At 60.6% G+C, this 22,350-nt stretch carries 19 protein-coding genes; 8 read left to right on the top strand and 11 right to left on the bottom strand.

Annotation, left to right across the window (positions count from 1 at the left end; all coding sequences use genetic code 11):
• Positions 1-20: 20 nt before the first annotated feature.
• The 8 genes from VFO29_03035 to VFO29_03070 are packed head-to-tail and all read right to left on the bottom strand — an operon-like array spanning position 21 to position 10,671.
• Complete coding sequence (locus VFO29_03035; GenBank protein HET9392490.1) at positions 21-938, bottom strand: dihydrodipicolinate synthase family protein; 918 nt, start codon at positions 936-938, stop codon at positions 21-23.
• A complete protein-coding gene (locus VFO29_03040) occupies positions 938-2,182 on the bottom strand; it encodes an MFS transporter (GenBank protein HET9392491.1) in 1,245 nt (414 codons plus the stop codon). Before VFO29_03040 ends, VFO29_03035 begins: the two co-directional genes overlap by 1 nt.
• The gene (locus VFO29_03045) at positions 2,179-3,012 is read right to left on the bottom strand and encodes a sugar phosphate isomerase/epimerase family protein (GenBank protein ID HET9392492.1); all 834 of its coding nucleotides are present in this window, start codon (positions 3,010-3,012) and stop codon (positions 2,179-2,181) included. Before VFO29_03045 ends, VFO29_03040 begins: the two co-directional genes overlap by 4 nt.
• On the bottom strand, positions 3,009-4,214 hold the full coding sequence (locus VFO29_03050) for a dihydrodipicolinate synthase family protein (protein HET9392493.1): 1,206 nt from the start codon (positions 4,212-4,214) through the stop codon (positions 3,009-3,011). The genes VFO29_03045 and VFO29_03050 overlap by 4 nt, the downstream gene beginning before the upstream one ends.
• Entirely contained in the window at positions 4,211-5,371 is a 1,161-nt protein-coding gene (locus VFO29_03055; protein HET9392494.1) for a Gfo/Idh/MocA family oxidoreductase, read from the bottom strand. Before VFO29_03055 ends, VFO29_03050 begins: the two co-directional genes overlap by 4 nt.
• Positions 5,372-5,374: 3 nt before the next feature.
• Positions 5,375-6,016, bottom strand: a complete 642-nt coding sequence (locus tag VFO29_03060) for a dienelactone hydrolase family protein (protein ID HET9392495.1) — start codon at positions 6,014-6,016, stop codon at positions 5,375-5,377.
• Positions 6,017-9,319: a TonB-dependent receptor gene (locus VFO29_03065; protein ID HET9392496.1), complete on the bottom strand. Its 3,303-nt coding sequence runs from the start codon at positions 9,317-9,319 to the stop codon at positions 6,017-6,019.
• Between the two features lie 50 nt (positions 9,320-9,369).
• On the bottom strand, positions 9,370-10,671 hold the full coding sequence (locus VFO29_03070) for an enolase C-terminal domain-like protein (GenBank protein HET9392497.1): 1,302 nt from the start codon (positions 10,669-10,671) through the stop codon (positions 9,370-9,372).
• 141 nt (positions 10,672-10,812) lie between these two features.
• On the opposite strand from VFO29_03070, the gene VFO29_03075 reads away from it, so the two are divergent.
• Together VFO29_03075 and VFO29_03080 are read left to right on the top strand one after the other, a co-directional pair.
• Positions 10,813-11,550, top strand: a complete 738-nt coding sequence (locus VFO29_03075) for a FadR/GntR family transcriptional regulator (GenBank protein HET9392498.1) — start codon at positions 10,813-10,815, stop codon at positions 11,548-11,550.
• Positions 11,547-13,013 carry an aldehyde dehydrogenase family protein gene (locus tag VFO29_03080; protein ID HET9392499.1) on the top strand — a complete coding sequence of 489 codons (1,467 nt, stop codon included), beginning with the start codon at positions 11,547-11,549 and terminating at the stop codon, positions 13,011-13,013. The genes VFO29_03075 and VFO29_03080 overlap by 4 nt, the downstream gene beginning before the upstream one ends.
• Before the next feature lie 6 nt (positions 13,014-13,019).
• Here VFO29_03080 and VFO29_03085 read toward each other — a convergent pair whose 3' ends face one another.
• A complete protein-coding gene (locus tag VFO29_03085; protein HET9392500.1) occupies positions 13,020-13,778 on the bottom strand; it encodes an NAD(P)-dependent oxidoreductase in 759 nt (252 codons plus the stop codon).
• 109 nt (positions 13,779-13,887) lie between these two features.
• On the opposite strand from VFO29_03085, the gene VFO29_03090 reads away from it, so the two are divergent.
• From VFO29_03090 to VFO29_03110, 5 genes are all read left to right on the top strand, one after another.
• Positions 13,888-14,868 carry an alginate lyase family protein gene (locus VFO29_03090; GenBank protein ID HET9392501.1) on the top strand — a complete coding sequence of 327 codons (981 nt, stop codon included), beginning with the start codon at positions 13,888-13,890 and terminating at the stop codon, positions 14,866-14,868.
• Between the two features lie 71 nt (positions 14,869-14,939).
• Positions 14,940-17,267 (top strand): glycoside hydrolase family 88 protein, encoded by a 2,328-nt coding sequence (locus VFO29_03095; protein ID HET9392502.1) that lies wholly within the window; start codon positions 14,940-14,942, stop codon positions 17,265-17,267.
• 53 nt (positions 17,268-17,320) lie between these two features.
• Positions 17,321-17,902, top strand: a complete 582-nt coding sequence (locus tag VFO29_03100; protein ID HET9392503.1) for a DUF4760 domain-containing protein — start codon at positions 17,321-17,323, stop codon at positions 17,900-17,902.
• 46 nt (positions 17,903-17,948) lie between these two features.
• On the top strand, positions 17,949-18,851 hold the full coding sequence (locus VFO29_03105) for a FecR family protein (protein HET9392504.1): 903 nt from the start codon (positions 17,949-17,951) through the stop codon (positions 18,849-18,851).
• 11 nt (positions 18,852-18,862) lie between these two features.
• Positions 18,863-20,707, top strand: coding sequence for an adenylate/guanylate cyclase domain-containing protein (locus VFO29_03110; GenBank protein HET9392505.1), 1,845 nt, complete (start codon positions 18,863-18,865; stop codon positions 20,705-20,707).
• Here VFO29_03110 and VFO29_03115 read toward each other — a convergent pair.
• Both VFO29_03115 and VFO29_03120 read right to left on the bottom strand, forming a co-directional pair.
• Complete coding sequence (locus tag VFO29_03115) at positions 20,704-21,135, bottom strand: DUF5069 domain-containing protein (protein ID HET9392506.1); 432 nt, start codon at positions 21,133-21,135, stop codon at positions 20,704-20,706. The genes VFO29_03110 and VFO29_03115 overlap by 4 nt on opposite strands.
• Positions 21,136-21,325: 190 nt before the next feature.
• A complete protein-coding gene (locus tag VFO29_03120) occupies positions 21,326-21,925 on the bottom strand; it encodes a TMEM175 family protein (GenBank protein HET9392507.1) in 600 nt (199 codons plus the stop codon).
• An 81-nt stretch (positions 21,926-22,006) separates the two neighbouring features.
• On the opposite strand from VFO29_03120, the gene VFO29_03125 reads away from it, so the two are divergent.
• Positions 22,007-22,198 carry a hypothetical protein gene (locus VFO29_03125; protein HET9392508.1) on the top strand — a complete coding sequence of 64 codons (192 nt, stop codon included), beginning with the start codon at positions 22,007-22,009 and terminating at the stop codon, positions 22,196-22,198.
• The last annotated feature ends 152 nt before the right edge of the window (positions 22,199-22,350 follow it).

Consider the following 22,350-nt stretch of genomic DNA (forward strand, 5'->3'; position numbering starts at 1 on the left):
CGAGAGTGGTTCGCCTCCGCTCAAGCGAGCGCGCCGCGAGACTTCATCGTAGGGACGTTGAGTTTTTTCAGCAGATCGCGGATCTCTTCGTACTCCGAACGTGATACGGCCGTGATGGGCGGACGCGGCGGTCCGGCCGCGTACCCTAGGATCTCCGTTGCTGCCTTCATTACGGAGACTTCATAGCCGCGCTTGCGCGCGCGCAACTCGTAAAACGGCCGGATTGCCGTTCGATGTATTTCTTGAAAGCGCGCGCGGTCATTCTTCACGGTCGACCACAGCTCGGCCGCGATCTCCGGCCAGAAACACGCCATCGACGATGTGAAGCCCTCGGCGCCGGCTGCCGCGTACGGCGCGAGCAAATCGTCACCGACGCCTCCCAGCCACGCCAGGCGACCGGGGCCTAACCGGTCGATGACATATTCGCGGATGCGCATGAATGTGCGGATATCGCCGCGGCCGTCCTTGAAGGCAGCGAAGGTCGGCGCATCTTTGGCAAGACGCTCGACGAGGTCGGGCGTAAAGTACGCGGCGTCGCGCGCATACACTGCGAACGGCAGCGGCGTGGAACGTGCAATCTGCATGTAATAATTGAAGAGGCCATCTGCATCGGGGTTTTGGTAGTACGGCGGTAGGACAAGTATGCCGTCGGCTCCGTTCGCCTCGGCACTCCTGGCGAGTTCCGACGCCGCGCGCGGCCCGAATCCAACGGAGGCGATCACGGGCTTGCGTTTGTTAGCGGCCTCGACCGAGGCTTTCGTAATTGCGGAGCACTCGGCTTCCGTGAGCGAAAACAATTCGCCCGTTCCGCTCGGAGCGACGATTGACGCGACACCGCTGGACGCGATCATCTCTAAATTCGATCGAACGCCGGCAATATCCACGCTGCCGTCGGATTGGAACGGCGTAACCGGGAAAGCGATGGCACCGTTGAACATTACGACGCTCCTAACTTCACTTTGTCCAGCCGTGGCATCAGGACTTGAATCACGCCGAGCGCGAGCAGATACGCAACGGCCGGAAATAGAAAGACAAACGCGTAGCTGTTCGTATAGAAGAGAACGAAGCCCATCCCTTTGGCGGCGAGCAGGCCGCCAAGCGAGCCCGCCAGCTGGCCGATGCCGACGACCGAGCCGACGGTTTTAGTCTCGAACGTATCGGACGTGAGCGTGAACAGATTCGCGGAGAATCCCTGATGCGCGCCGGCTGCCAAACCGATGACGCCCACGACGAGCCACAGCGAGGCAATGTGCGTGGCAAAGGCGATCGGCAGTACGCAGAGCGCGCAGATCAACATGGTTAGTTTGCGTGCGCGGTTCGCGCTCCAGCCATTTTTTATGAGCGTTGACGAAAGCCAGCCTCCCGCGACGCTGCCCAAAGCCGCGCAGACGTAGATCATCGCCAGCGGCAAGCCGAAGCTCTTCAAATCCAGCTGACGCGTCCGGCTGAAGAAGTCCGGCAGCCAAAACAGATAGATTGTCGTCCAAACGGGATCCGTCAGGAGCTTCGCGATCGCGAATCCCCACGTCGCGCGGTGAGGAAAGACGTCGATCCACTTCGAGCGCTCTTGTTTGGTCGGGATGAGCGGAATAGCTTTTTCCCGTTCGGGCTTGCGGTGCAGAAATAGCCAAAACGCAAGCCAAATGAACCCGAGCAGTCCAGTGCCGATGAAGCCCGCGCGCCACCCGAAATTCAGCACGACGATCGGCAAGAGAAGCGGAGTAATGATCGCGCCGATTGCCGTTCCGGAGTTGAAGAGGCCCGTTGCAAACGCGCGCTCGCGAGCCGGAAACCATTCGGCGGCGGCTTTAATAGCAGCCGGAAAGGACGCCGACTCGCCGATGCCCAGCACGACCCTCACGCCCATGAAACCGGCGACGGTCGAGACAGCGGCATGCGCCATCTCGGCCAGACTCCAAACGGCGATCGAGAGCGAGAAGCCGCGTTTGGTGCCGAGGTAATCCATCACGCGCCCCATGGCGATCGCGCCGAAACCGTAGGCGAGCGTAAACGCGAACACGATGTTGGAATAGTCGATGTCGTTCCAGTGAAACAGTTGCGTCAAAGTCGGCTTGAGGAGCGCCAGCGACTGGCGATCCATGTAGTTGATGATCATCGCGACGAAGAGCAGTGCGCAGATCGTCCAGCGGTGGCGGTTCAAGCTCGCCAGCGTTGACTTCATACGCACGCCTCCGCAACGAATTGGTTGTAGCGTTCCACTGCAAGCCGGACGACGTTATCTTGATTTTCCGTCCAGAGACGCGAATTAAGAACCTCGATCTCAATAGGCCCTGTGTAACTCGCGGATTCGATACTTGAGCCCAGGCGCGCGAAGTCGATGCAGCCGTCGCCCATCATGGCGCGCCCGGCAGCCACATCTTCATAGCCGTCGGGCGTTACCCAGTCGGCGACCTGATAACTGAAGATCGTCTCGCCGGCTCGCGCAATTTCGCGCTCGACTTGTGCATCCCAGAAGACGCAGTACGCGTCAACGACGACGCCAACGACGTCCTTGGCTCCGAGTGCATCGACTAGATCATTCGCCTCGCTTAACGTCGTGATCGCGCTGCGCTTCGCAAGCAGCATGGGATGGAGCGGTTCGATGCCGAGTTTAACGTTTGCGGTGCGCGCATAAGGAACGAGCGAAGCGATGCCGTCCTCGATCTGGGCGCGGGCGCCGGACAGATCGCGCCCGATCGGCGGACCGCACACCAGCACCAGCACGTCGGCGGCGAGGATCGCGGCTTCATCGATCGCGCGAAGGTTGTCGTCATAGCGCGCTTTCTTTTCGTCGGCGCTGCCGGTGGGGAAAAAGCCGCCGCGGCAAATGCTCGAAACACGCAAGCCGCGCGCCACGATCTCCTCGGCCGCGCGTTTTGCGCCGGTCTCGGCTATCTTGTCGCGCCAGAGTGCAATCGATGGTATGTGGTGACGAACGCAAGCGTCGGCCGCTTCGATCAGCGAGAGCGGCTTGACCGTGTACTGGTTGAGGCTTGCGCGCTCGAGGCTCACGGGCAGCCTGCCAGTTCGAGCACGGGCTTCATGCGCGCTACCGCACGTTCGGGATCCGCCAAAAGCGCGGCCGCATCGGCGAGCTGAAAAACGCGCGCCAGATGTTCGATGGAGCGCGCGCTTTCCAAACCGCCGACCATACGAAAGTGATTTTGATGGCCGTTGAGATACGCCAGAAAGACGATGCCGGCTTTGTAGGCGTAGGTGGGCGCTTCGAAAATGGCGCGTGCGAGCGGCACCGTGGGGGCGAAGATGAGGTCGTATGCGGCTCGGTCGCCGCGATCGCGCGCCGCCAGGGCTGCACTCGCTGCCGGTGCGATCGCCGCAAACACGCCGAGTAATGCGTCACTGTGCCCCTGCTCGTCACCCGCGATCAGTTCCGGGTAATTGAAATCGTCGCCCGTATAAACGCGTACGGGTTTTGGAATCTCACGCCGGAACGCAACCTCGAACGAGGCGTCGAGCAGAGAGATTTTTATCCCGTCGATCTTGGGCGCGTGGCGAGCGATAATGCGTTTGACTGTCTCAGCTGCGGCCGTCAGGTCGCGCGAGCCCCAATACCCCTCGAGCTGCGGATCGAACATCGCGCCGAGCCAGTGCAGAATGACCGGGCGCTTCGCCGCCGCGATGACGCGATCGTACACGATCTCGTAGTCTTCGGACGACTGTGCCGTTTTGCACAGCGCGCGGCTGCACATGAGAATCACGCTTCCGCCGCGCGACTCAATGAAGTCGAGCTGCTCGAGATACGCTTCGATAATGCGATCGAGTGTGAGTCCCCTCGATACCTCAGGATGACAACCGGATGCCTCACGATGACAATTCAACTGGTCTGTGCCGGCGCCGCACGTGATTAGGCCGCCTACGGTTTTCGCTTCACGCAGCGAACGATCGACGAGTTCTTGCGTGAGCGGCCAGCTCAATCCCATACCGCGTTGCGCGGTGTCCATCGCTTCGGCGACGCCGAGTCCCAATGACCAAAGATAATGCCGGAAGGCCAGCGTGCGCTCCCAATCGAGTCGCGGATCAACGAGCGGATCGCCCGCCAGCGGATCGGCCACCACGTGCGCGGCTGCAAATGCAACACGCGTTTTGAGTTTGCGAGCTGTCGCAAACTCGGAAGACGATCGCCCGCTCAAGCGATAACTCGTTATAGTGCCGTTGGCGTCGGGCAATCTAACGGCGAGGGTGGTTGCGTTCACGCTGTTAACTTCGGAACGTCGAGCCAGCGGCGTTCCGACCAAGACTGCAATGCGATCTCCGCAAGCTGTACGCCTTTGGCGCCGGCGAGAAAGTCCCACGGAAAAGGTGTGTCGAGCGCGATGTGTTTGAGGAAGAGTTCCCACTGAACGCGGAAGGCATTGGCAAAGGTTTCCTTGTCGGACACCGGCAGCCAGCCCTCGCGAAACGGAATCGTGTTCGGCTCGTCGGGATTCCAAACCGGCCGCGGAGTGTTGCCGCGCGTCTGTACCACCACGTCGCGCAAGCCTACAACTGCGCTAGCCTGAGTACCGTCGATCTGAAACTCTAGCAGTTCGTCGCGATGGACGCGCACGCACCACGACGAATTGATCTGCGCGACCACCCCGCCCTCAAGTTCGAACGTTCCGAAGGCTTCGTCGTCGGCCGTAGCCGGGTATGGTTTTCCGTCTTCGTCCCAGCGCTTAGGAATGTGCGTCACGCCGTAGGCCGAGAGCGCGCGAACCTCGCCGAAGAGATTGTCGAGCACATACCGCCAGTGGCAGAACATGTCGACCATGATGCCCCCGCCGTCTTCCTTGCGGTAATTCCACGATGGACGCTGCGGGGTTTGATCGTCGCCTTCGAAGACCCAGTAGCCGAACTCGCCGCGAACGGAAAGTGTGCGGCCAAAGAAACCGGCGTCGATAAGACGCCGCAGTTTGATCAAGCCCGGTAAAAACAGTTTGTCGTGAACGACGCCGTTCTTGATGCCGGCAATCTTGGCTTCGCGCACTAACCCCATTGCGGTTGCCAGATCCGGTGCAATCGGCTTTTCGCTGTAGACGTGCTTACCGGCTTTGATGGCGGCGCGAATTGCCTGCGGACGCTCCGCCGTGACGAGCGCGTCAAAGTACACCTCGACATCGGGATCCGCCAGCACGGCATCGAGATCCGTGCTCACGCGCGCGATGCCGCAATCGTCTGCGAGTTTGCGCAGTTTTGCTTCATTGCGTCCCACCAGCACTGGCTCGGGCCACAGGATGCTGCCGTCCGGCAACGCGACGCCGCCGTCTTGACGAATCGCAACGATCGAACGAATCAGATGCTGGTTGCGGCCCATGCGGCCGGTAACGCCGTTCATGGCGATGCCGACCGTGCGACGTTTTGTGGTGGCCATCGCTTACTTCAGGCGGTCGAACATCGAAAAGACTCTCGTCTCCGCCGCTTGTGCGGCGACGGCATCGTACGCCGGATGCGTGGGAATGGAAAAATTATGCCCGGCGCCCGGATAGACGAAGACTTCGGCCTGCGGGTCGTTCTGCAGCGCGCGTTTCACTGCGTTCACTTCGCTCATCGGCGCGACCGAATCGCTGTCGCCGTAGTGTAAACTGATGGGCGCGTCAGCGTGCTCGAGTTCAGCGATGTGCTGGCCCGCTTCGGAGGCGTGATATGCGCCGGCCGCATCCACGTCACCGTCGATTGCCGCCAGCAGCGCGTAGCGTCCGCCGAAGCAGATCCCGAGCGCGGCGACCTTCCCGTTGCACTCAGGCATGGCGCGCAGCTCCGCGATCGTGGTTTTCACGTCGCGGCGCAGTTGATCCACGTCCACCTTTTTCTTGCGGTCGACCGCTTTGCTGTAGTCGTCGCCCGTGCGTTTTAGCGCGCCGGGCAGTATTCGGGCAAAGAGATCCGGCGCGACGACCACGTAGCCGCGCTGCGCATAGCGCCGCGCAAACTCGCGGATGTCGTCGTCAACGCCGAAGATAGATGAGAGAAGAACGATCCCCGGTGCCGGCGTTACATCGGGGATCGTTGTCTGCATTCAGTTTCCGATTCTCCTGGTGAATTGGATGACGAATCGCGTCGGACCGATGTTTAATCCGTTGGTCAATCCGGCCAGCGTGGGCCGTGCCGGATTCTGTCCTGCGATGGTTGGTATCAAGATGCCCAAGTCTTGTTCGGTATAGCCCTTGGGATAGGCGTTGAAGAGGTTATATGCGGCAAACTGAATTGAGCCTTCGCGTAGGCCGCCTCGCAGGGGATAGGTCAGACCGGCGCTGGCTACCAAAAATGCCGGACGGTTGTACGTGTTGTTGTTGCCGTAGTATTGATCGCCGAACCAGTACTTGGTGCCGTTGCTGGACGTAAAACTCAACTCGGCATACGCCTGCGAGTAAGGAATGGCATTGCGCGCCGTACCGGTGACGTTGCCTTGCGAGGTGTTGACGCCGGTTCCGCCACCGGGAACCAGGTAGTTAACTCCGGGAATCTCCGCCAGGTTGCCACTCGGGTTGATGCATCCCGCCGTCGTCGTCGGCAAGCCGTAGACGTAGCATGGGATGTCATACGGATACGACCGCTGCAGCGCTCCGCTGAGTAGGTAACCCCATCCTCGCGACGGAGCGCGGACGAGCGAGAACTCAACGCCCATCATCTTCGCCTTGGCGACGTTCGTCGGACCTGTGATAAAGAGCGGCCATGTGCCGTTGGTGCCGTCGTCGGCGGTTCCGTTGAGGAAGCCGCCGCCGCCTGCGCCGATCAGATATTGATTGAAGATGTTTTGCAGATACCCATCGACCGAGAGCACTGTGCCGCCGTCAAAGAGCCGGAAGTCTCCGCCGACGTCGTATCCGAACGACGTTTCGGGCTGCAGATTTGGTGAAGCTTCGGTTTGCGTATAGAAACTGTTCGCGCCTTGATTGACGAACGTAGGCAGAACCGCGGCTCCCGGAATATGCGAGCCGCTGCTGAGAATGCCGAAGATGTACGGCGGCGCGATCGAACTGCCGGCCGAGAACCGCAGCGACATCCTCGAGTTGGGCTGGTACGTCAGCCCGATCCGTCCATCGAAGTGCGAACTCGCCGTGTCCTGAAAGCTGAATCCGTTGTCGAGCGAGATGTGGAATAGGTATCTGTTCTGGTATAGGCTTACAATCGCGTTGAACTTCGGAGAGAGCTGGAAGTTCCCACGCTCCATATAGGAGATGAAGGATTGCTTGTCCCCCGGCGGGACAGGCATAATGTCCGGCATATTTTGGTAGTAAAACTGCTGAACTTTCGTTTCGTTCGAGTCGTAAGAGAACGTGTACACGTTCGGACCGGCGGTCAAGAAGAACTCGAGGGTTCCGCCGAGGATGCGGTCTTTTTCGTTGGAGGCGAAGTACGCGCAGTTCGGTACGCCGGTGTAGTTGTTGCAACCGCTGATGCCCGTCTGTTTGAGTCCGACGTACCCGGGCGAGCCGACATTGCACGCCAGGCCCAGCACGGTGGACGAGGCCACGCCGGTTTGCCTCCCGGCAGCGTTGAGGCCGGTGGCTCCGGTTCCCGTTGCTGACATGTAGTAGCCATTTGCCGACGGGTTGGCCGGATTGAAGTTCGGGTTCAAACAGTAGGGGCTTTGTTGCGGGCCCGGACCGTACGTGATCGGTTCCAACTGACCGTTGTAGATGATGGGATTGGCTTTGTTTGTTCCGGACCCGCCGCAGCTGGCCGAATAGTTATTGCCGTAAGCTGCGTTCAGCCCGGTTATCCCGGTAGCGCCATAACATGGAACGAACGATCCATAGACCTGCGCATATGTCGTGGTCGTGCCATCGGGCGAGTCGACCGTATTGCCGGCGATATTCGTCGTGACGGCCGAGAAGGCTCGCCCAAGGAATGTGATATTCTTGCCGATGGAGGTGCGCAGATCGAGCTGGTTGATCGGTTCGTCCTGATGGCGGAGCTGTTGCGGGATAAGGAAGTTGTCGTCGTACACGAACTGTCCGCCGACGGGCACGTTGTACGAAGCACCCTGCACGGCCGAGATCTGGGCCGCCGTTGCGTTGTTCATGTTCAACACGGGGTTGAAGAATGTGTTGGCCTGCCAAAGGTGGTTGCCGTTTTCGTCGGTTTGTCCGTGCGTCGCCATGTACGTATACGTCAGCGATGTCGCGTCCGAGAGTTTGTAACGCAGTTTTAGGAGTTGCGCCGTCTCGTTATTGAACGTCGACGGGGTTCCGCAACACGCGTACAATCCTGTTTCACCGTAGTTGTTTTGGTTGACCGTCAGCGGATTGAGAATGTTCAAACCATGGTTGGCTGCAGTCGGTGCCGGCGGAGCGACCGGACTCACGTTGTTGTCGACGTACGCGAAAGCGCCGGTCGGTGCAGCGCCCGTTGATTGGCGCGCGCCCGCGGTTCCGACATTCACCCATTGTCCAAGCGGATACGCCGTGCGGAAGTTCTGCAGATAGCCGTTCTGGCCGTTGCTCGCGTAGACGGCTGCATATGAGAGGCGGCCGACCGTACCGGTAGAGCGCATGCTGAATGTTTGGCTGCCCCAGGTGTCGATGCCGAAACGCAGCGTCGTTACGGGTTTCAGCGTTGGTTCGAGCGTGACATAGTTCACGGTTCCGGCGATCGCGTAATTGATCGAAGGCGTCGTGGCTCCCGGCCCCTTAACAATTTCGACGTTCTGGAAGAGTGCCGGATTGAGATATTGTGACCGGAATCCGCCGCCCACGCGTGCGACGGCGTGGCCGTCGATCATCGAGGCGGTTTCGTAGGTTTGTGCTCCGCGAATGTTTGGATACGAAGCTGCGCCCGGCGCAGCAGGGTTGTTATTCGCCGACTCGTGCGCGGTTGAGAAACCCGGAAGTTGGTCGAGTACCTGCATGACCTGCGCTTGGCCCTGCTGCGCGAAAACATCGGCTCCGACGCTGACCTGTGACGCCGCCGTATTGTTGAAACTGCCGCGTCCACCGCGCGCGCTGGAGGTGACTTGCGCGATCGTGCGGAGAGAGTTCAGCGTGACGGGCTGCAAGCCGACCGTCGCAGTGTATGACGATCCCGCCAACACGACGTAGTCCGTAATCCGCTGCGTGACGAACCCGTTCGCCGTGGCGACTAGTGTATAGACGCCAGGCGCGACGTTGCCGATGGTAAAGGAGCCGCGAGCGTCGGTCGTCGTCTTATAGGAACTTACTCCCGACAACGAAACCGCCGCGCCGCTGATGGGCGCGCCGGTGTCGCTGTTGCTGACAACGCCGGTGACCGTTCCGGCCGTGCTCGTCTGAGCAAGCACCGGAGCAATCGAGGTAAATACAAACACTGCCGCGAGCAGTAACGTCACCAACCTAGTCATAACGAGCGGTTCCTTTCACCATAAGCGAATTCCAGTACGAAGTGCAAGACTCACCACGCCGGTACGATTCTCTCCCATTGTGGATCGACGTGTTTGCGCATTTCATCCGCATCGTTGCGCCTGCGGTATGGGGTCTTTTCATAGCGCTCGCGTGCGCGCGCGAGCTGGTCGTAATCGAGCGTAGCGCCGATTCCCGGCGCGTCCGGTACGCGAACGGCACCGTCCACAATAGGGACGCGGCCGCCAACAATGATTTCATCGTCTGCGCTTTGCCACGGATAATGCGTGTCGCAGGCATACGTTAGCTGCGGCGTCGCGGCTGCCGTATGAGCCATGGCGAGCAGCGAGACACCCAAATGACTGTTCGAATGCATGGACAATCCGAGCCCGAACGTTTGGCAAATGCGCCCGAGCTGTGTTATCGCTCGCGGGCCGCCCCAGTAATGATGATCGCCCAAGATGATCTGCGCGGCGTCGCACTGCAGTGCGGCGGGAATATCCGCAAAACTTGTGATCGCAACATTGCTCGCCAGCGGAATCGAGCAGTTAGCCGCGCGCATCTCCGACTGCAGGGAACCCATCCCCGGTATTCCGGGAACCGGATCTTCGAGATACTCCAGAATGCCCGCCAGCCGTCCGGCGACCTGCAGCGCCGTTGGAATGGACCACGCGGCGTTGGGATCGATGCGCAGCGGCGCGCGCGGAAACGCATCGCGCAATTGGAGAATGGTTTCGATCTCGATGTCGGGCGGTAAGACGCCGGCTTTGAGTTTGTACGTGCGAAAGCCGTGGAGCTTGGTTAGCGTTCTAGCCTGCTCGACGATGTCGCCGGGCGCCATACATTCGCCGAACCGATCGTCGCGCGCGTCGCTGCCCTCGCCGCCGCCGCCGGCATGCTTATAAAAGAGATAGGCGCTGAACGGAATCGAGTCCCGTACGCGCCCGCCGAGTAAATCGCACATCGGCCGCCCGATAGATTTGCCGATTAAGTCCAGCGCCGCAACTTCGAGCGCCGCATAGATTCGCAACTCCGCGTCGTGGCGGTTTTCGCCCGGGACATGGTAGGTTTGGCTGCGGTCGACCGGCCCGTTTATCGAGAGCGGGACCAGCCCGGCCAGCTTGCGGCCGACCCGCTGGGAGAGCCCCGTCAGGTCGTAGGCGTCGGACCCCACAACGGTTTCCCGGATTCCCTCGAAACCGGCGAGGGCTTGCTCGCCTCCGTGGGTCTCGGCGATGCCGACGATGCCGTCCTCGCTGCGGAGTTCAATGATGGAACGAAGCGCATAAGGGGCGTGGAGCCCGTACGAGCTGCGCAGAGGCGGGTCGGCAAAGGCGATCGGCGTAACCGTCATAGCGACGATGCGAATAGGCTGCAACCCCTTAATCTGTCTGCTTGTCAGACAGGATGATGAGATGACGGTTAGAAACCAACCTATCCATCACCTGCTGGCATAGAATGCTATTACATGGGACCTAAGGCCCAAGGTGGTCAATTGAAGCGATTGGTCCGGACAGGCCTCGAGCCGATCGAACGGCGTTCCGTCGTAGACGAGCTCGTCACGAGCCTAGGCGAGTACATCGTGCAGCACGGCTTGCAGCCCGGCGAAAAGCTTCCGCCGGAGCGCGAGTTGATGGAATCGTTGCGCGTCGGGCGTTCATCACTGCGCGAAGCCATTAAGGCATTGTGCGCGGTCGGCGCGATCGAAGTGGTCGCCGGCGGAGGCATGTACGTCGGACGCGGCGGATCGAAAGCTGTTTCGCGGCCGCTCTCGTGGGCCGTCTTTCTGAACTCGTCAAGCATTCGGCAAGCGATTGAAGCGCGCGAATTGATCGAGGTCGAACTTGCTGCGCTGGCCGCGGAGCGCGTCACCGACGAGGAACTCGAAGAGTTGCGCCGCTGTATTGTGGAGATGCGCTCCGCTGCCAGCGATACCGAGCGATATCTCGCCGCCGACATCACCTTTCATTTGGCGATCGCTAGCGCTGCCCGCAACGACATCTTGTATTACGCGCTCGAGATGCTGCAGCACGTCGTGCGAGCCTGGATCAGGCGAATATTGCGCGACGCGAACGGCGAGCCCGTTTCGCTCGACGAGCACACGGCAGTCTACGACGCGCTTGCGCGGCACGATCCTGCCGACGCGCGCCGGTTTATGAAAGAACACATCAGCGCGGCTAGCCGGCGTTTGTTGGCGGCATCGGGCGAACTCACCAAAGAACAACTACGATGAGCGTCGCGACGGCCGTGCATGGAAATTATATCGGGGGCGAATGGCGCGACGGCGCTGAGACGTATCGCAGCGTCAATCCGTCCAATACTTCCGACGTCGTCGGCGAATATACACGCGGCGATCGCGACGACGCGAAGAAAGCGATAGAGGCGGCGCGAGCCGCATCTCCGGCGTGGTCGCGCTCCAATCTTCAGCAGCGTTTCGATCTGCTCGATCGCATCGGCAGCGAGATTCTCTCGCGTGCGCAAGAGCTCGGAACGCTTCTGTCGCGCGAGGAGGGGAAGACACTTCCCGAGGGCGTCGGCGAAGCGACGCGGGCCGGCCATATCTTCAAGTTCTTTGCGGGCGAAGTCTTGCGACTGAGCGGCGAGCTCGTGCCGTCGATGCGTCCGGGAATCGGCGTCGAGATAACCCGCGAGCCGGCCGGCGTCGCGGCACTGATCACACCGTGGAACTTTCCGCTGGCGATTCCCGCTTGGAAAATCGCACCGGCGCTAGCGTATGGCAATTGCGTTGTTTTTAAACCCGCCGAGCTCGTGCCGGCCTGCGCCTGGGCGCTCAGCGAAATCATCGTTCGCAATTTGGCGGAGATCTACGGCGCCTCGGCCGCGGGAGCGTTTAACCTCGTGATGGGCAGCGGCTCGAGGGTTGGCGACGCGTTGGTAACCTCGGCGGGTGTGGACGCGCTGAGTTTTACCGGGTCGGTTGCCGTGGGCAAGTCGTTGGCGGTCAAGGCCGCAGATCGTTTCTTGCGCATTCAGCTGGAGATGGGCGGTAAGAATCCGCTCATCGTTCTCGACGATGCGGATCTCGACGTTGCCGTGAATTGCGCTGTTCAAGGTGCGTATTATTCTACGGGCCAGCGCTGCACGGCGAGCAGCCGTCTGATCGTGACGCAAGAGATCCACGACCGGTTTGTGGCGGCGATGATTGAGAAGATGAAGACGCTCGTGGTCGACGACGCGCTCAAGCCCGGAACGCATATTGGCCCCGTGGTAGACGAGCGTCAACTTGCGCAGGACGTGTCGTATCTCGAAATCGCGGAAAGCGAAGGCGCCCGCCGCGCTCATGGCGGCGAGCGTGTCGCCTGCGGCACCGAGGGCTACTATCTTTCGCCGGTTCTTTGGACGGAAACTACTCCGGAGATGCGCATCAACCGCGAGGAGATATTCGGTCCGGCGGCTGCGGTGATTCGCGTGAAGGATTACGACGACGCGATCGCCATCGCCAACGACACAGAGTTCGGACTATGCGCCGGAATCTGTACGACGTCGCTGCGGAATGCCGCGCGCTTCAAGCGTGATTCGGAAACCGGCATGGTCATGGTAAATCTACCGACGGCCGGCGTTGACTATCACGTTCCTTTTGGCGGGCGCAAGGGTTCGAGCTATGGGCCGCGCGAGCAGGGCAGCTACGCACGCGAATTTTACTCGATTGTCAAAACGGCTTACATTCTTCCGTGACCCGCTTCAACGAACGCCGTCGAGCGGCCAAAATCCATACAGCGCGCGACCTGGTTCGAGATCCCAGAAGCGCGTGAGATTGTCGCCGACGCCGTACACGACACCGAACGGAACGTCGCGGTCGAGAATCGCGCGTACCAGCCGCGCAAAATCGCGTTTCGACATCCACGTGGCGGCATAGCGCGCGTGCGCGTCGCTGGGTTTGAGTTTCGGCAGGAAGGGCGGAACGCCGAGCGACGGATCCGTGGGCGAGTCCACTTCGAGAATCGATCCGATGCGCACGCAGGCAACATGGAGGCCGAACGCCTCGCTGTAATATTTTCCGAGTACTTCTCCGAACGCTTTAGCGACGCCGTACAGACTGTCGGCGCGAAAGGGCTCGTCGTTGCGAATAACTACGCCGGCGCCCGGCTCGTACAACTCTCGCCCGCCGGCCATTTCGTGCATCCCGACGGCGTGATTGGAGCTGGCAAAGATCACGTGTTTGACGCCCGCCTTTCGTGCCGCCTCGAAAGCATTATACGTCCCCGCGATATTCACGGCGGCGACATTTTCCCACGTGGCGAGCACGTCGGAATAGCCGGCCAGGTGAACCACCGCGTCGCAGCCCGCAAAGGCTTTCGTCAGCGCTTCCAACTCCCGCACATCCAGTATAGTGTCCGCGTCACGCAGATCGATGGCGACCACCTCGTGATCGCGCCGAAGATCATCGCAAAGTGCGCGGCCGACCACGCCCGCGGAACCGGTGACTGCAATTTTTTTCATACGGCCGATTCTACCACAGAGAGGAATGTTTATGCGTCATAGGGTTTTGGCATTGACCCTCTCGCCATTTCTACTCACGACGCTTGGCGCGGCGGCGCAGACTACACCCTTGAAGAGCCCGTCAGCGGGATTAGTTGCGGCCGTAGCCGCCCTACCCGCCACGCCGCAATGCGCGCCGGTCCCGCCAGCGGTGCGCAACATCATCGGCGTTTCCTACTACATCGATAGCGCGCATCATTCGGTCGTCGACCCGAAAAAACTGGCGCAAAACGAAGCCAACCTCAATCCGATCCGAAATTATCTTCAGAGCGTTACCGATGCGAGCGATGCTGCCGCGCGCGGCGACGGCAACGCGGCGGCGTGCGGCCTTCGTTTGCTTTTCGCCTGGGCACAGGGCGACGCGATGAACGGTACAGTCAATCATCAGGGCGAGTACGAGCGCGAATGGACGCTCGGCGGTTTGGCACTGGCGTATCTGAAGATTCGCGATACCGGCGCGGCCGATCCTAATGCGGCAGTAACGACCGCATGGTTTGCACGCTTGGCGCGCGCGGTCGAGCCATACTATCCGCCGTCCGGTGAGTTGAACAATCACGACTACTGGGCCGGCGTCGCGGTCGCCAGCGCCGGAATCGCCGCCAACGACGGCGCGCTGTACGATTGGGGAATCGCCACGTATAAAACCGGCGTCGATCAGATTCAATCTGACGGCACGCTGCCGCTTGAGATGAAGCGCGGGACGCGCGCACTCCACTATCATCTCTTTGCCATCGAACCGCTGGTGATCTTGGCGGAGATCGGCCGCGCCAACGGCCAGGACCTCTACGCGATGGATGGCGGGGCGATTGCGCGCCTGGCGCAGCGGTGTGTTTCCGGCATCGCAGATCCGTCGTTCTTCACGCGACAAAGCGGCGTGGCGCAAGACATCAAACCGGGCGGGAAATTGCGGGTCGATGAGATTGCATGGATGGAGCCCTATCAGGCTCGCTTTCCGACGCCGCAAATGCTGGCAATTTTGCAACCGTACCGCCCGGTAATTTACTCTCGCCTCGGAGGGAATCTGACACAATTGTACTCACACGCCCGTTAGGAGCGGTGTCCGATGTGTCATGGTGACCCTTCAACTCGCTACGCTCGCTCAGGACTGCGGCACAAATGTGCATGAAGCGTAGGCTTAGCGCGATCGCGGTGGCAGCGTGCGTGCTGTTGCCAAGCGCTTCCACACCCGCACAAACGCCGGAGCAACTTTTGCCACAGAGTATTTTGTCGGTCATGCAACTCGCAGCGCATTGGCAAATGATGCACTTGCCGGCGGATCGGGCGCCGACCGATTGGACGATGGGCGTGTACGATGCCGGCCTGACGGCGCTGGCCGGCATTTCATCAAACCCCACCTATCTGCAAACGATGGTCCAGACGGGGCGGCAATTGAATTGGCAGCTTGGCAAGCGAATATATTTCGCCGACGACTATGTGATCGCGCAAAGCTATCTCGACATGTACGAACGCTACCACGAAACCGCAATGCTGCAGGCCGCGCGCGCCGCGTTTGACACGATCATAGCAAACCCGGCTCCGAACGCAACAGATCTCCGCCTCGATTCACCGCGCGGCACCGACAAGTGGTCGTGGTGCGACGCGTTGTTTATGGGGCCGGCAACCTGGGTCCGCCTGACGGCCCAAACCGGCGACACTCGCTACATCGATTGGATGGATCGCCAATTCTGGCAGACCGTCGCCTATCTCTACGATCCAAAGCAGCATCTCTTTTATCGCGACAACAACTATTTCGCAAAACGCGAAGCTAACGGCCAACCGGTATTTTGGGGCCGAGGAAATGGCTGGGTGCTGGCGGGCATCGCGCGGACTCTGGAGACCATGCCGGACAACTATCCGTCGCGGCCAAAGTACGTCGCGCTTTTTCGCGAGCTGGCAGCGCGCCTTGCGAGTCTCCAAGATACCTCCGGCGCGTGGCATGCAAGTCTGCTTGATCCCTCGGCGTATCCCGAGCCTGAGATGAGCGCAACGGGCTTGATCGATTTCGGCCTCGCGTGGGGTGTGAACGCGCACATTTTAGACGCGCGCGTTTATGGGTCGCATATCGTCGCGGGTTGGAATGCTTTGACAGCGCACGTCGGCGCGGACGGCATGCTGGGTTTCGTGCAGCCGCACGGCCGCGATCCGCAGCACACCACCGCGGCGCAGAGCGAAGTCTACGGAACCGGCGCACTGCTGCTCGCCGGCGCCGAACTGTACAAATACGAACTCTTGAGACAGACGCTGCCCGTTACGGTGACGGTCTCGAATCCGCTGCCATTATACCGCTTCAGCGAAACGATCGAGGTGCGTGAATGCCGCGACGACCCCGCGTGCCGTGATGAACCGGTCGAATGGCCGAGCTTGCATAAGCCGGAAGACTTCATGGTATTGCGCGGAAGCTATGCGCAAGTCGTCGATTCCCAGTTAACGAGCAAAGATAGGGGCGCCGGTCACAATTCGTTGATCTTCCAAACCGACATCGCACCCAAGGGCTCGCAAGTGTTTTACGTTGTTCACAAACCCGACGGTCTCGCGACGCCGGCGCCTATCGTGAAAACGTTTGCGCGCTACGTTCCTGAGCGTCAGGAGGACTTTGCGTGGGAAAACGATCGCATCGCGCACCGGGTCTATGGCCCGATGCTCGCACAAGTTGAGGGAACGAACAACAGCGGTATTGATGTCTGGGTGAAATCCGTGCGGCATCTTGTTGTCGACGAGTTTTACGCGGGCGCTAAGTATCACGTCGATCACGGCGAGGGTGGCGATTTTTATGATAACGGGACAAGCCGGGGAGATGGCGGGTCGGGCATTTGGTCGGGTGACACGCTGTACGTGTCGAACAACTATGCGACTTGGCGCCTCGTCTCGAGCGGCCCGATCCGCGCGGAATTCGCTTTGACGTACTCGCCGTGGCAAGCGGGAACGCGAACCGTGTCCGAAGTGAAGTATTTTACTCTCGACGCAGGCTCGAACATGACGCGAATCGAGGAGACATTCTTGTCGCCGCAAACCGGACCGCTTACCGCCGGGATTGCGGTCGTGAGCTCCGATTGGCCCGGGCGTCACGCGCACTCTAGAATTCCACGGAACTTACAGCGGGTTAATGTGCCGCCCGAAGATCTGCGTGGACGGTTCGTGAACGGTGCGAACTGGATCGCGGATTTCCAGGGAATGACTGCGGCGCCGAAAGGAATGCCGGACAATGGGATGGCCGGCGTGGCGGCGATTCTTGCGCCACCGGCGATCGCGCGGCTCGGCTACGCCGAAGGGCACGAAGTGCTGTCAACGCGAGCGAAGCCCGGCGTGCCGCTCATTTACTATATTGGTGCCGGTTGGAGCACATTCGATTTTCCCGACGCGCAAAGCTGGAGCTCGTACGTTAGCAGCTATGCCGCACGGCTTGCCGCACCGCTGCGGGTTACAATAGCCAGACGCGGGAGTTCGTTCTAAGCTTCGCTTTGCCGTACGAGGGAAAGCTTGACAAATGCCGCAATGCACAGTCCATGTCGCCGGAAGTGTGGACAGCAGTCGGGTCGCTGGTCTCTGCGGTAGTGATCGCGGCAACAGCAATCGCGGCACTCATCCAAATCCGGCAACTGCGCACCGGCAACGCGATTAACGCGATGCTGACTTTGCGCTCCAATTTTAGCGACGCGCAATTCAGCGACGCGATGGACGTGCTGCGCGGCAGCTCGCTGGCAACGGCGATGCAAGACCCATCGTTCCGGGCGTTCGTCGCACGTCGGGCTCCGGCGCCATCGGACGCTGCGACGAAACTGTATAGAGCTTACGTGCACGTCGCCAACTGGTACGAGGTTTTAGGCGCCATGGTGCTTCAGAACGTCCTCACGATGCGCGCCGTCGGCGACACGTACGCGAACGTGGTCAATTATGCCTGGACGCTTTGCGAGCCGGCAATCATCTATATGCGCGCCGTGCGAAGGGACCAAACCATATTCGAGGCGTTCGAATGCCTCACGGTACTCAGCCGTCAGTGGATGCGCGATCACCCCAGCGTCTATCCGCCGGGCGTCCCAAGAATCGCCGCAGCTAACAAGTATCCGATCGAGGAAGAAGCCTCGTAGGGGTTCCGGCTCTGCCCGCGCTGAAGTGAACCGCGAGGTAAGGACGATGCGCGTTTTTGCATTGGCTGTCTTGGCCGTTTTCGTTGCGGCGCCGCTGGCCGTATTCGCGGACGGTGATAAGCAACTTCAAAGCGTAAAGGGTTCCGTCTCGTACCAGCACGGAAAAGGTACGCGCCCGCTCGCGCGGTCGGCGACGATCGTTTTGGTCGACAAGGACTTTGCCATCACCGGCGACGCATCGCTGGCCGCCGTGGTGTTGCCGGACAGCTCCCGAGTGACAATGGGGTCGCTCACGCGCGTGCAGATGGCATATTTCACGCAACTCGAGGGAACGACCGCAAAATTCGTCCTCTACGGCGGAAAAACGCGTTTCAAGATCGAGCATCCGAACGGAAAGCCCGCCAACTACACCTTTCAAACTCCGACGGCGCAGATTGCCGTGCGCGGAACCGAAGGCGACATCGGCGTGGACGGACGCGACCATCTCGTTGTGAACGTCTACGGCCTAACCGATCCCAATCTTCCGGTCGTCGTGACTACGGAAGACGGAAAGCAGTACGTGTTAAAAGCGGGTCAACAGTTGCTGGCCAACTGGGTGAACGGCCAGATTCAAACAACCGTCGGAACCTTGACGGAGCAGGCCGTCGCGCAGTTCGAGGAGATCGGCGCGCCGGTTTCGGATTGGGCCACTGCGGTGCAGAATTTGCCGCAAGAGACAGTGGATAACGCGGTTTCGCAGGTGCCGATCATCGGCGGTTTGATCCCGCATATCTCATTCGGCCACCGCTCTCATGCGGTAGCGCAAACAACGCCGAATCCATCGCCATCGCCGTGCGTGACCGCACCGCCGGGCAAGACGAACTATTTCGGCAAACTGCTCGGAGCAGCTGCGACGCCCGCGCCGTGTGTCTCGCCCTCGCCCTCACCGAAACCCGCATCCGCGCGATAGCGGCGAGCTGATTGCGCCGTTTTCGCAGGCTGGGCGTCTCGCTCGCGCTGGCTTTATGCGCGAGCGCCGCGGGCGCGGCGTTCTATCTCGTTCCTTTACATAGTTTCGCCTTCGCTAACCGGATCGAAGACTATCGCGTGCATGCCGACGTGCTCGCGCATACGAGTGCGTACGAAGAACCCAACGATGCGCTGGCGCTGATAACGATCGACGAGGAGTCGATTGGAAATACGCGCGCGGGCTTGGGCGCGTGGCCATTCCCACGCAGCGTTTACGGAAAACTGCTGCGCCGCTTGGCGCAAGCCGGCGCCAAAGCCGTTGCGTTCGACATCGATTTCTTGGAACCGTCGGCCGATCCGTCGCAAGACGTGGCGTTCGCGACAGCCGCGCGCGGGATTCCGGCGGTAATCGGATATACCGTCACGACGACGTCGGCCGGCATTCCGGGCGCCGAGATTCCACCGGCGCCGTTGCGTTCCGCGATGCGGCTTGGGTTTACGACGATCGATACGCCGGGCGGCGTCGTGATCGGTCAGCCGCTGCGCATCGTTCCGGTGCCGCAAGCGCCGGGCGGTGCCGCTCTTTCACTCGCGCTCGCTGCCGCGCAAACCTATGGCGGAAAACGGATCGATGCTAACGAGATCCCGGCGCTCGACGGCGCGCTGCTCATCGTTCCGTTCCACGAAACGGGACATGTCGACACAACCGGCCGCGCCGGAGCGCAAGCCGTGGACGTCGGTTTCGTTTCTCAGAGTCTCTCCTTTGCTGACGCGCTGACCGTCCCGCCGGACCAGCTACGCATCTTCGCGCGCGGCCGGCTGGTGCTCATCGGGGCGACCGCGCAGGCTTTATCGGACGTCGCTCCCACGGTGAACGGCCTCTATCCCGGCGTCTACGTGCACGCGCGGCTGATCGATCAGCTGCTGACGGGAATGTTTGTGCGCCCCGCGCCGGGCTGGCTGAATCTCGCGCTGATCGTATTGCTGCCTGTGCTGCTCGCCGCCGGACTCGCGCAGCTTCGTCCGCCCGTCGCGATCGCAATTGCGTTGCTGGCAATTCTCGCCTACGCCGGCTTGGTCGCCGCGCTTTTTGTCTATCGGCTCTACTGGCTCGACCTCGTGCACGTCGCCGGCGCGATGGTGCTCACCGCGCTCGCCGTCATCGCATATTTAGTGTTGACCGAGGCCGCGCAGCGGCGGTTTGTAACGGAGATCTTTGGCCGCCACGTGAGCCCGGCCGTGGTTGCCGACATCCTGAAATGCGAAGACCCGAAAGCGGCCTTTGCGCTCGCGGGCAAACGCGCGAAGGTGACGATATTTTATTCGGACATTCGCGGTTTCACCTCGACATCCGAGAAGATGACCGCGGAAGCGATCTACGATCAGCTCAACGAGTATTTTGACGCCATGTGCGAAGTGATCTTCAAATACGGCGGTTACGTGGATAAGTTCATCGGCGACTGCATCATGGTCGTGTTTTCGGCCCCCGAGCCGACGCCCGGCGACGCACGCAAAGCGGTTGAGGCAGCGCTGGAGCAGCAGCGCGTCATCGGCGAGCTCGGCAAGCGGTGGGAGCGCGAAGGCAAGCCGCCGTTTACGGTTGGAATGGGCATCAACACCGGCGCGGTGGTGATGGGCAATCTCGGCTCGTCGTCGCGGATGAACTACACCGTGATAGGCGACGACGTCAATATTGCGGCCCGCCTCTACAACGTTGCTGCGGGCGGGCAGATCATCGTCAGCGAGTCAACATATAATGAAGTCAAAGACTTCTTCGAGCTGCGCGAATTGGAGCCGGTCAGCGTCAAGGGCAAGAGCGCGCCGCTGCGCAACTTCGAGGTGATCGGCCCGCGTTAGCGCGCGGCGAACATCTCGGCGTCGTCAGCTTCAAGCATATCGACCGCTAATTCAATATCCGGCCGCCGCTCAAGGATCGGATATCGCTTCACAAACCCTTCCGGATCTCTGGCCTTGAGGTCTGCCACGCGACGCGTGAGAATACGCTCGTTAAACTCCGCATACTTCTCGGTGTTGGCATGCGCGCGTAACCAGGCGGCGACATCATCGTCGGTTTTGGCCTGGGCGACAGCCTCACGGAACTGGTCCTCGGTCACGCCGATTGCATCCAGCATGACCATCGTGAAGCCGGTAATGTTATAGACGCCGGGGTTGCCGCCGGGAAGGCGCGAGCGCATCTTGTCGATCGAACGGGGCAGGTTTGCGAGGCCGTCCAATTTCTCGCGCGGGCTGCGCGGCGGGGCTTTGGTTAAATCTAACGGTTCCATCAGCAACCGCGTTCGCTACTGCGTCCTTTTAACTCTTTTGCTATCTCGTTGGGAGCCCGTCCGTTGGAGCTGTGCATGAGGTGGTGATCCGAGTCACACAATTCACAACTGATCTCGGTTCCCTCGTGACCTACGACCAGGGAGTGGCCGCCGGTCAGCTCGGCGTGCGGGCCCTTTCTTGGAAAGGCCGTTAAGTGGCCAGGTCCGTATCGGCGCCGCGAGGCACCAAGAAATATCCTATGATTAAAAGGTAGAGCGCAAAGCTGGCGATCGGCCAGACCAGCGCGACGAGCGTTGCAATTGCGTACGTTATCCAACCGATGCGGAAAGCCACGATCGTTGGGCGGATTGTTTGGCCGGTCACGCCGGCGGCAAAGGCTTTGCTGTTTACCAAGTGCATGAGCAGCCCGTTGTATGCGGTGGCGGATGCGGTAAGCGTTAATCCGTAGAGGAGTTCTGCCGGCCTCAGCGTCGGGTACGATCCCAGCGTTGATGTCGCGAATGGAATAAAAACAACCACGCAGAGCAAGGCCAGGTTCAGGAATACCGTCCGACGATCGATGCGGTCGACCAAACGAAACAACGCGTGATGGTTTTGCCACATGAGGCCGATGACGGCGAAGCTCATCAGGTATGCCAGCAGGTTCGGCCACAGACTCAGCAAGTGTTGCGTCAGGGCTGCTTCATTCAGCGGCCCCGCTATCGCGCCCAGCGAGATGCCCAGGATCAGCAGCGTGATTGCAAACGCAAAGACGCCGTCGGAAAACGCCTCGAACCTGCTCTTATTCAAGTCGTGTCAATTCGACACGCAGCCGCCCAAACTGTGCAATTTTGACCATTCTCCAAGGTAGGGGCTGAGTATACTTTTGGCATGATTTGGCGTGGGGTACGGCCGTCGCTTACGCTGTACGCAACGGGGGCAATAGTGGCCACTGCCGAGAGAATCGCGATGGGCGCGCGGCTGGCGCAAGCGCGCAGGCCGGTCTGCGAACCGTGTTTCGAACGGATGCTGGCGACCAACGATCGCTCGTTACTCTGTTTCTCGTGTAGCAGGCTCGGCTAAAAGAAGCTAACCCCCGGGGCTTTCAACGCCCCCTTCGAGCGCGGCGCACTCTACGCCGTCCCGCTCGCAATCCTTGCAGTGGCGGCCGTGGTGACTGCTCATCGGATGGCCGCACGCCGGACACTCGGTAATGTGTATCTCTTCCATTTCAA

This window comes from Candidatus Rubrimentiphilum sp., from assembly GCA_035710515.1.
Classification (GTDB): Bacteria; Vulcanimicrobiota; Vulcanimicrobiia; order Vulcanimicrobiales; family Vulcanimicrobiaceae; genus Rubrimentiphilum.

Coding starts and splice junctions, on each gene's coding strand:
- VFO29_03035 (HET9392490.1), bottom strand. CDS start 938: ATGTTCAACGGTGCCATCGCTTTCCCGGTTACGCCGTTCCAATCCGAC.
- VFO29_03040 (HET9392491.1), bottom strand. CDS start 2,182: ATGAAGTCAACGCTGGCGAGCTTGAACCGCCACCGCTGGACGATCTGC.
- VFO29_03055 (HET9392494.1), bottom strand. CDS start 5,371: ATGGCCACCACAAAACGTCGCACGGTCGGCATCGCCATGAACGGCGTT.
- VFO29_03060 (HET9392495.1), bottom strand. CDS start 6,016: ATGCAGACAACGATCCCCGATGTAACGCCGGCACCGGGGATCGTTCTT.
- VFO29_03065 (HET9392496.1), bottom strand. CDS start 9,319: ATGACTAGGTTGGTGACGTTACTGCTCGCGGCAGTGTTTGTATTTACC.
- VFO29_03070 (HET9392497.1), bottom strand. CDS start 10,671: ATGACGGTTACGCCGATCGCCTTTGCCGACCCGCCTCTGCGCAGCTCG.
- VFO29_03080 (HET9392499.1), top strand. CDS start 11,547: ATGAGCGTCGCGACGGCCGTGCATGGAAATTATATCGGGGGCGAATGG.
- VFO29_03085 (HET9392500.1), bottom strand. CDS start 13,778: ATGAAAAAAATTGCAGTCACCGGTTCCGCGGGCGTGGTCGGCCGCGCA.
- VFO29_03095 (HET9392502.1), top strand. CDS start 14,940: ATGAAGCGTAGGCTTAGCGCGATCGCGGTGGCAGCGTGCGTGCTGTTG.
- VFO29_03100 (HET9392503.1), top strand. CDS start 17,321: ATGTCGCCGGAAGTGTGGACAGCAGTCGGGTCGCTGGTCTCTGCGGTA.
- VFO29_03105 (HET9392504.1), top strand. CDS start 17,949: ATGCGCGTTTTTGCATTGGCTGTCTTGGCCGTTTTCGTTGCGGCGCCG.
- VFO29_03115 (HET9392506.1), bottom strand. CDS start 21,135: ATGGAACCGTTAGATTTAACCAAAGCCCCGCCGCGCAGCCCGCGCGAG.
- VFO29_03125 (HET9392508.1), top strand. CDS start 22,007: ATGATTTGGCGTGGGGTACGGCCGTCGCTTACGCTGTACGCAACGGGG.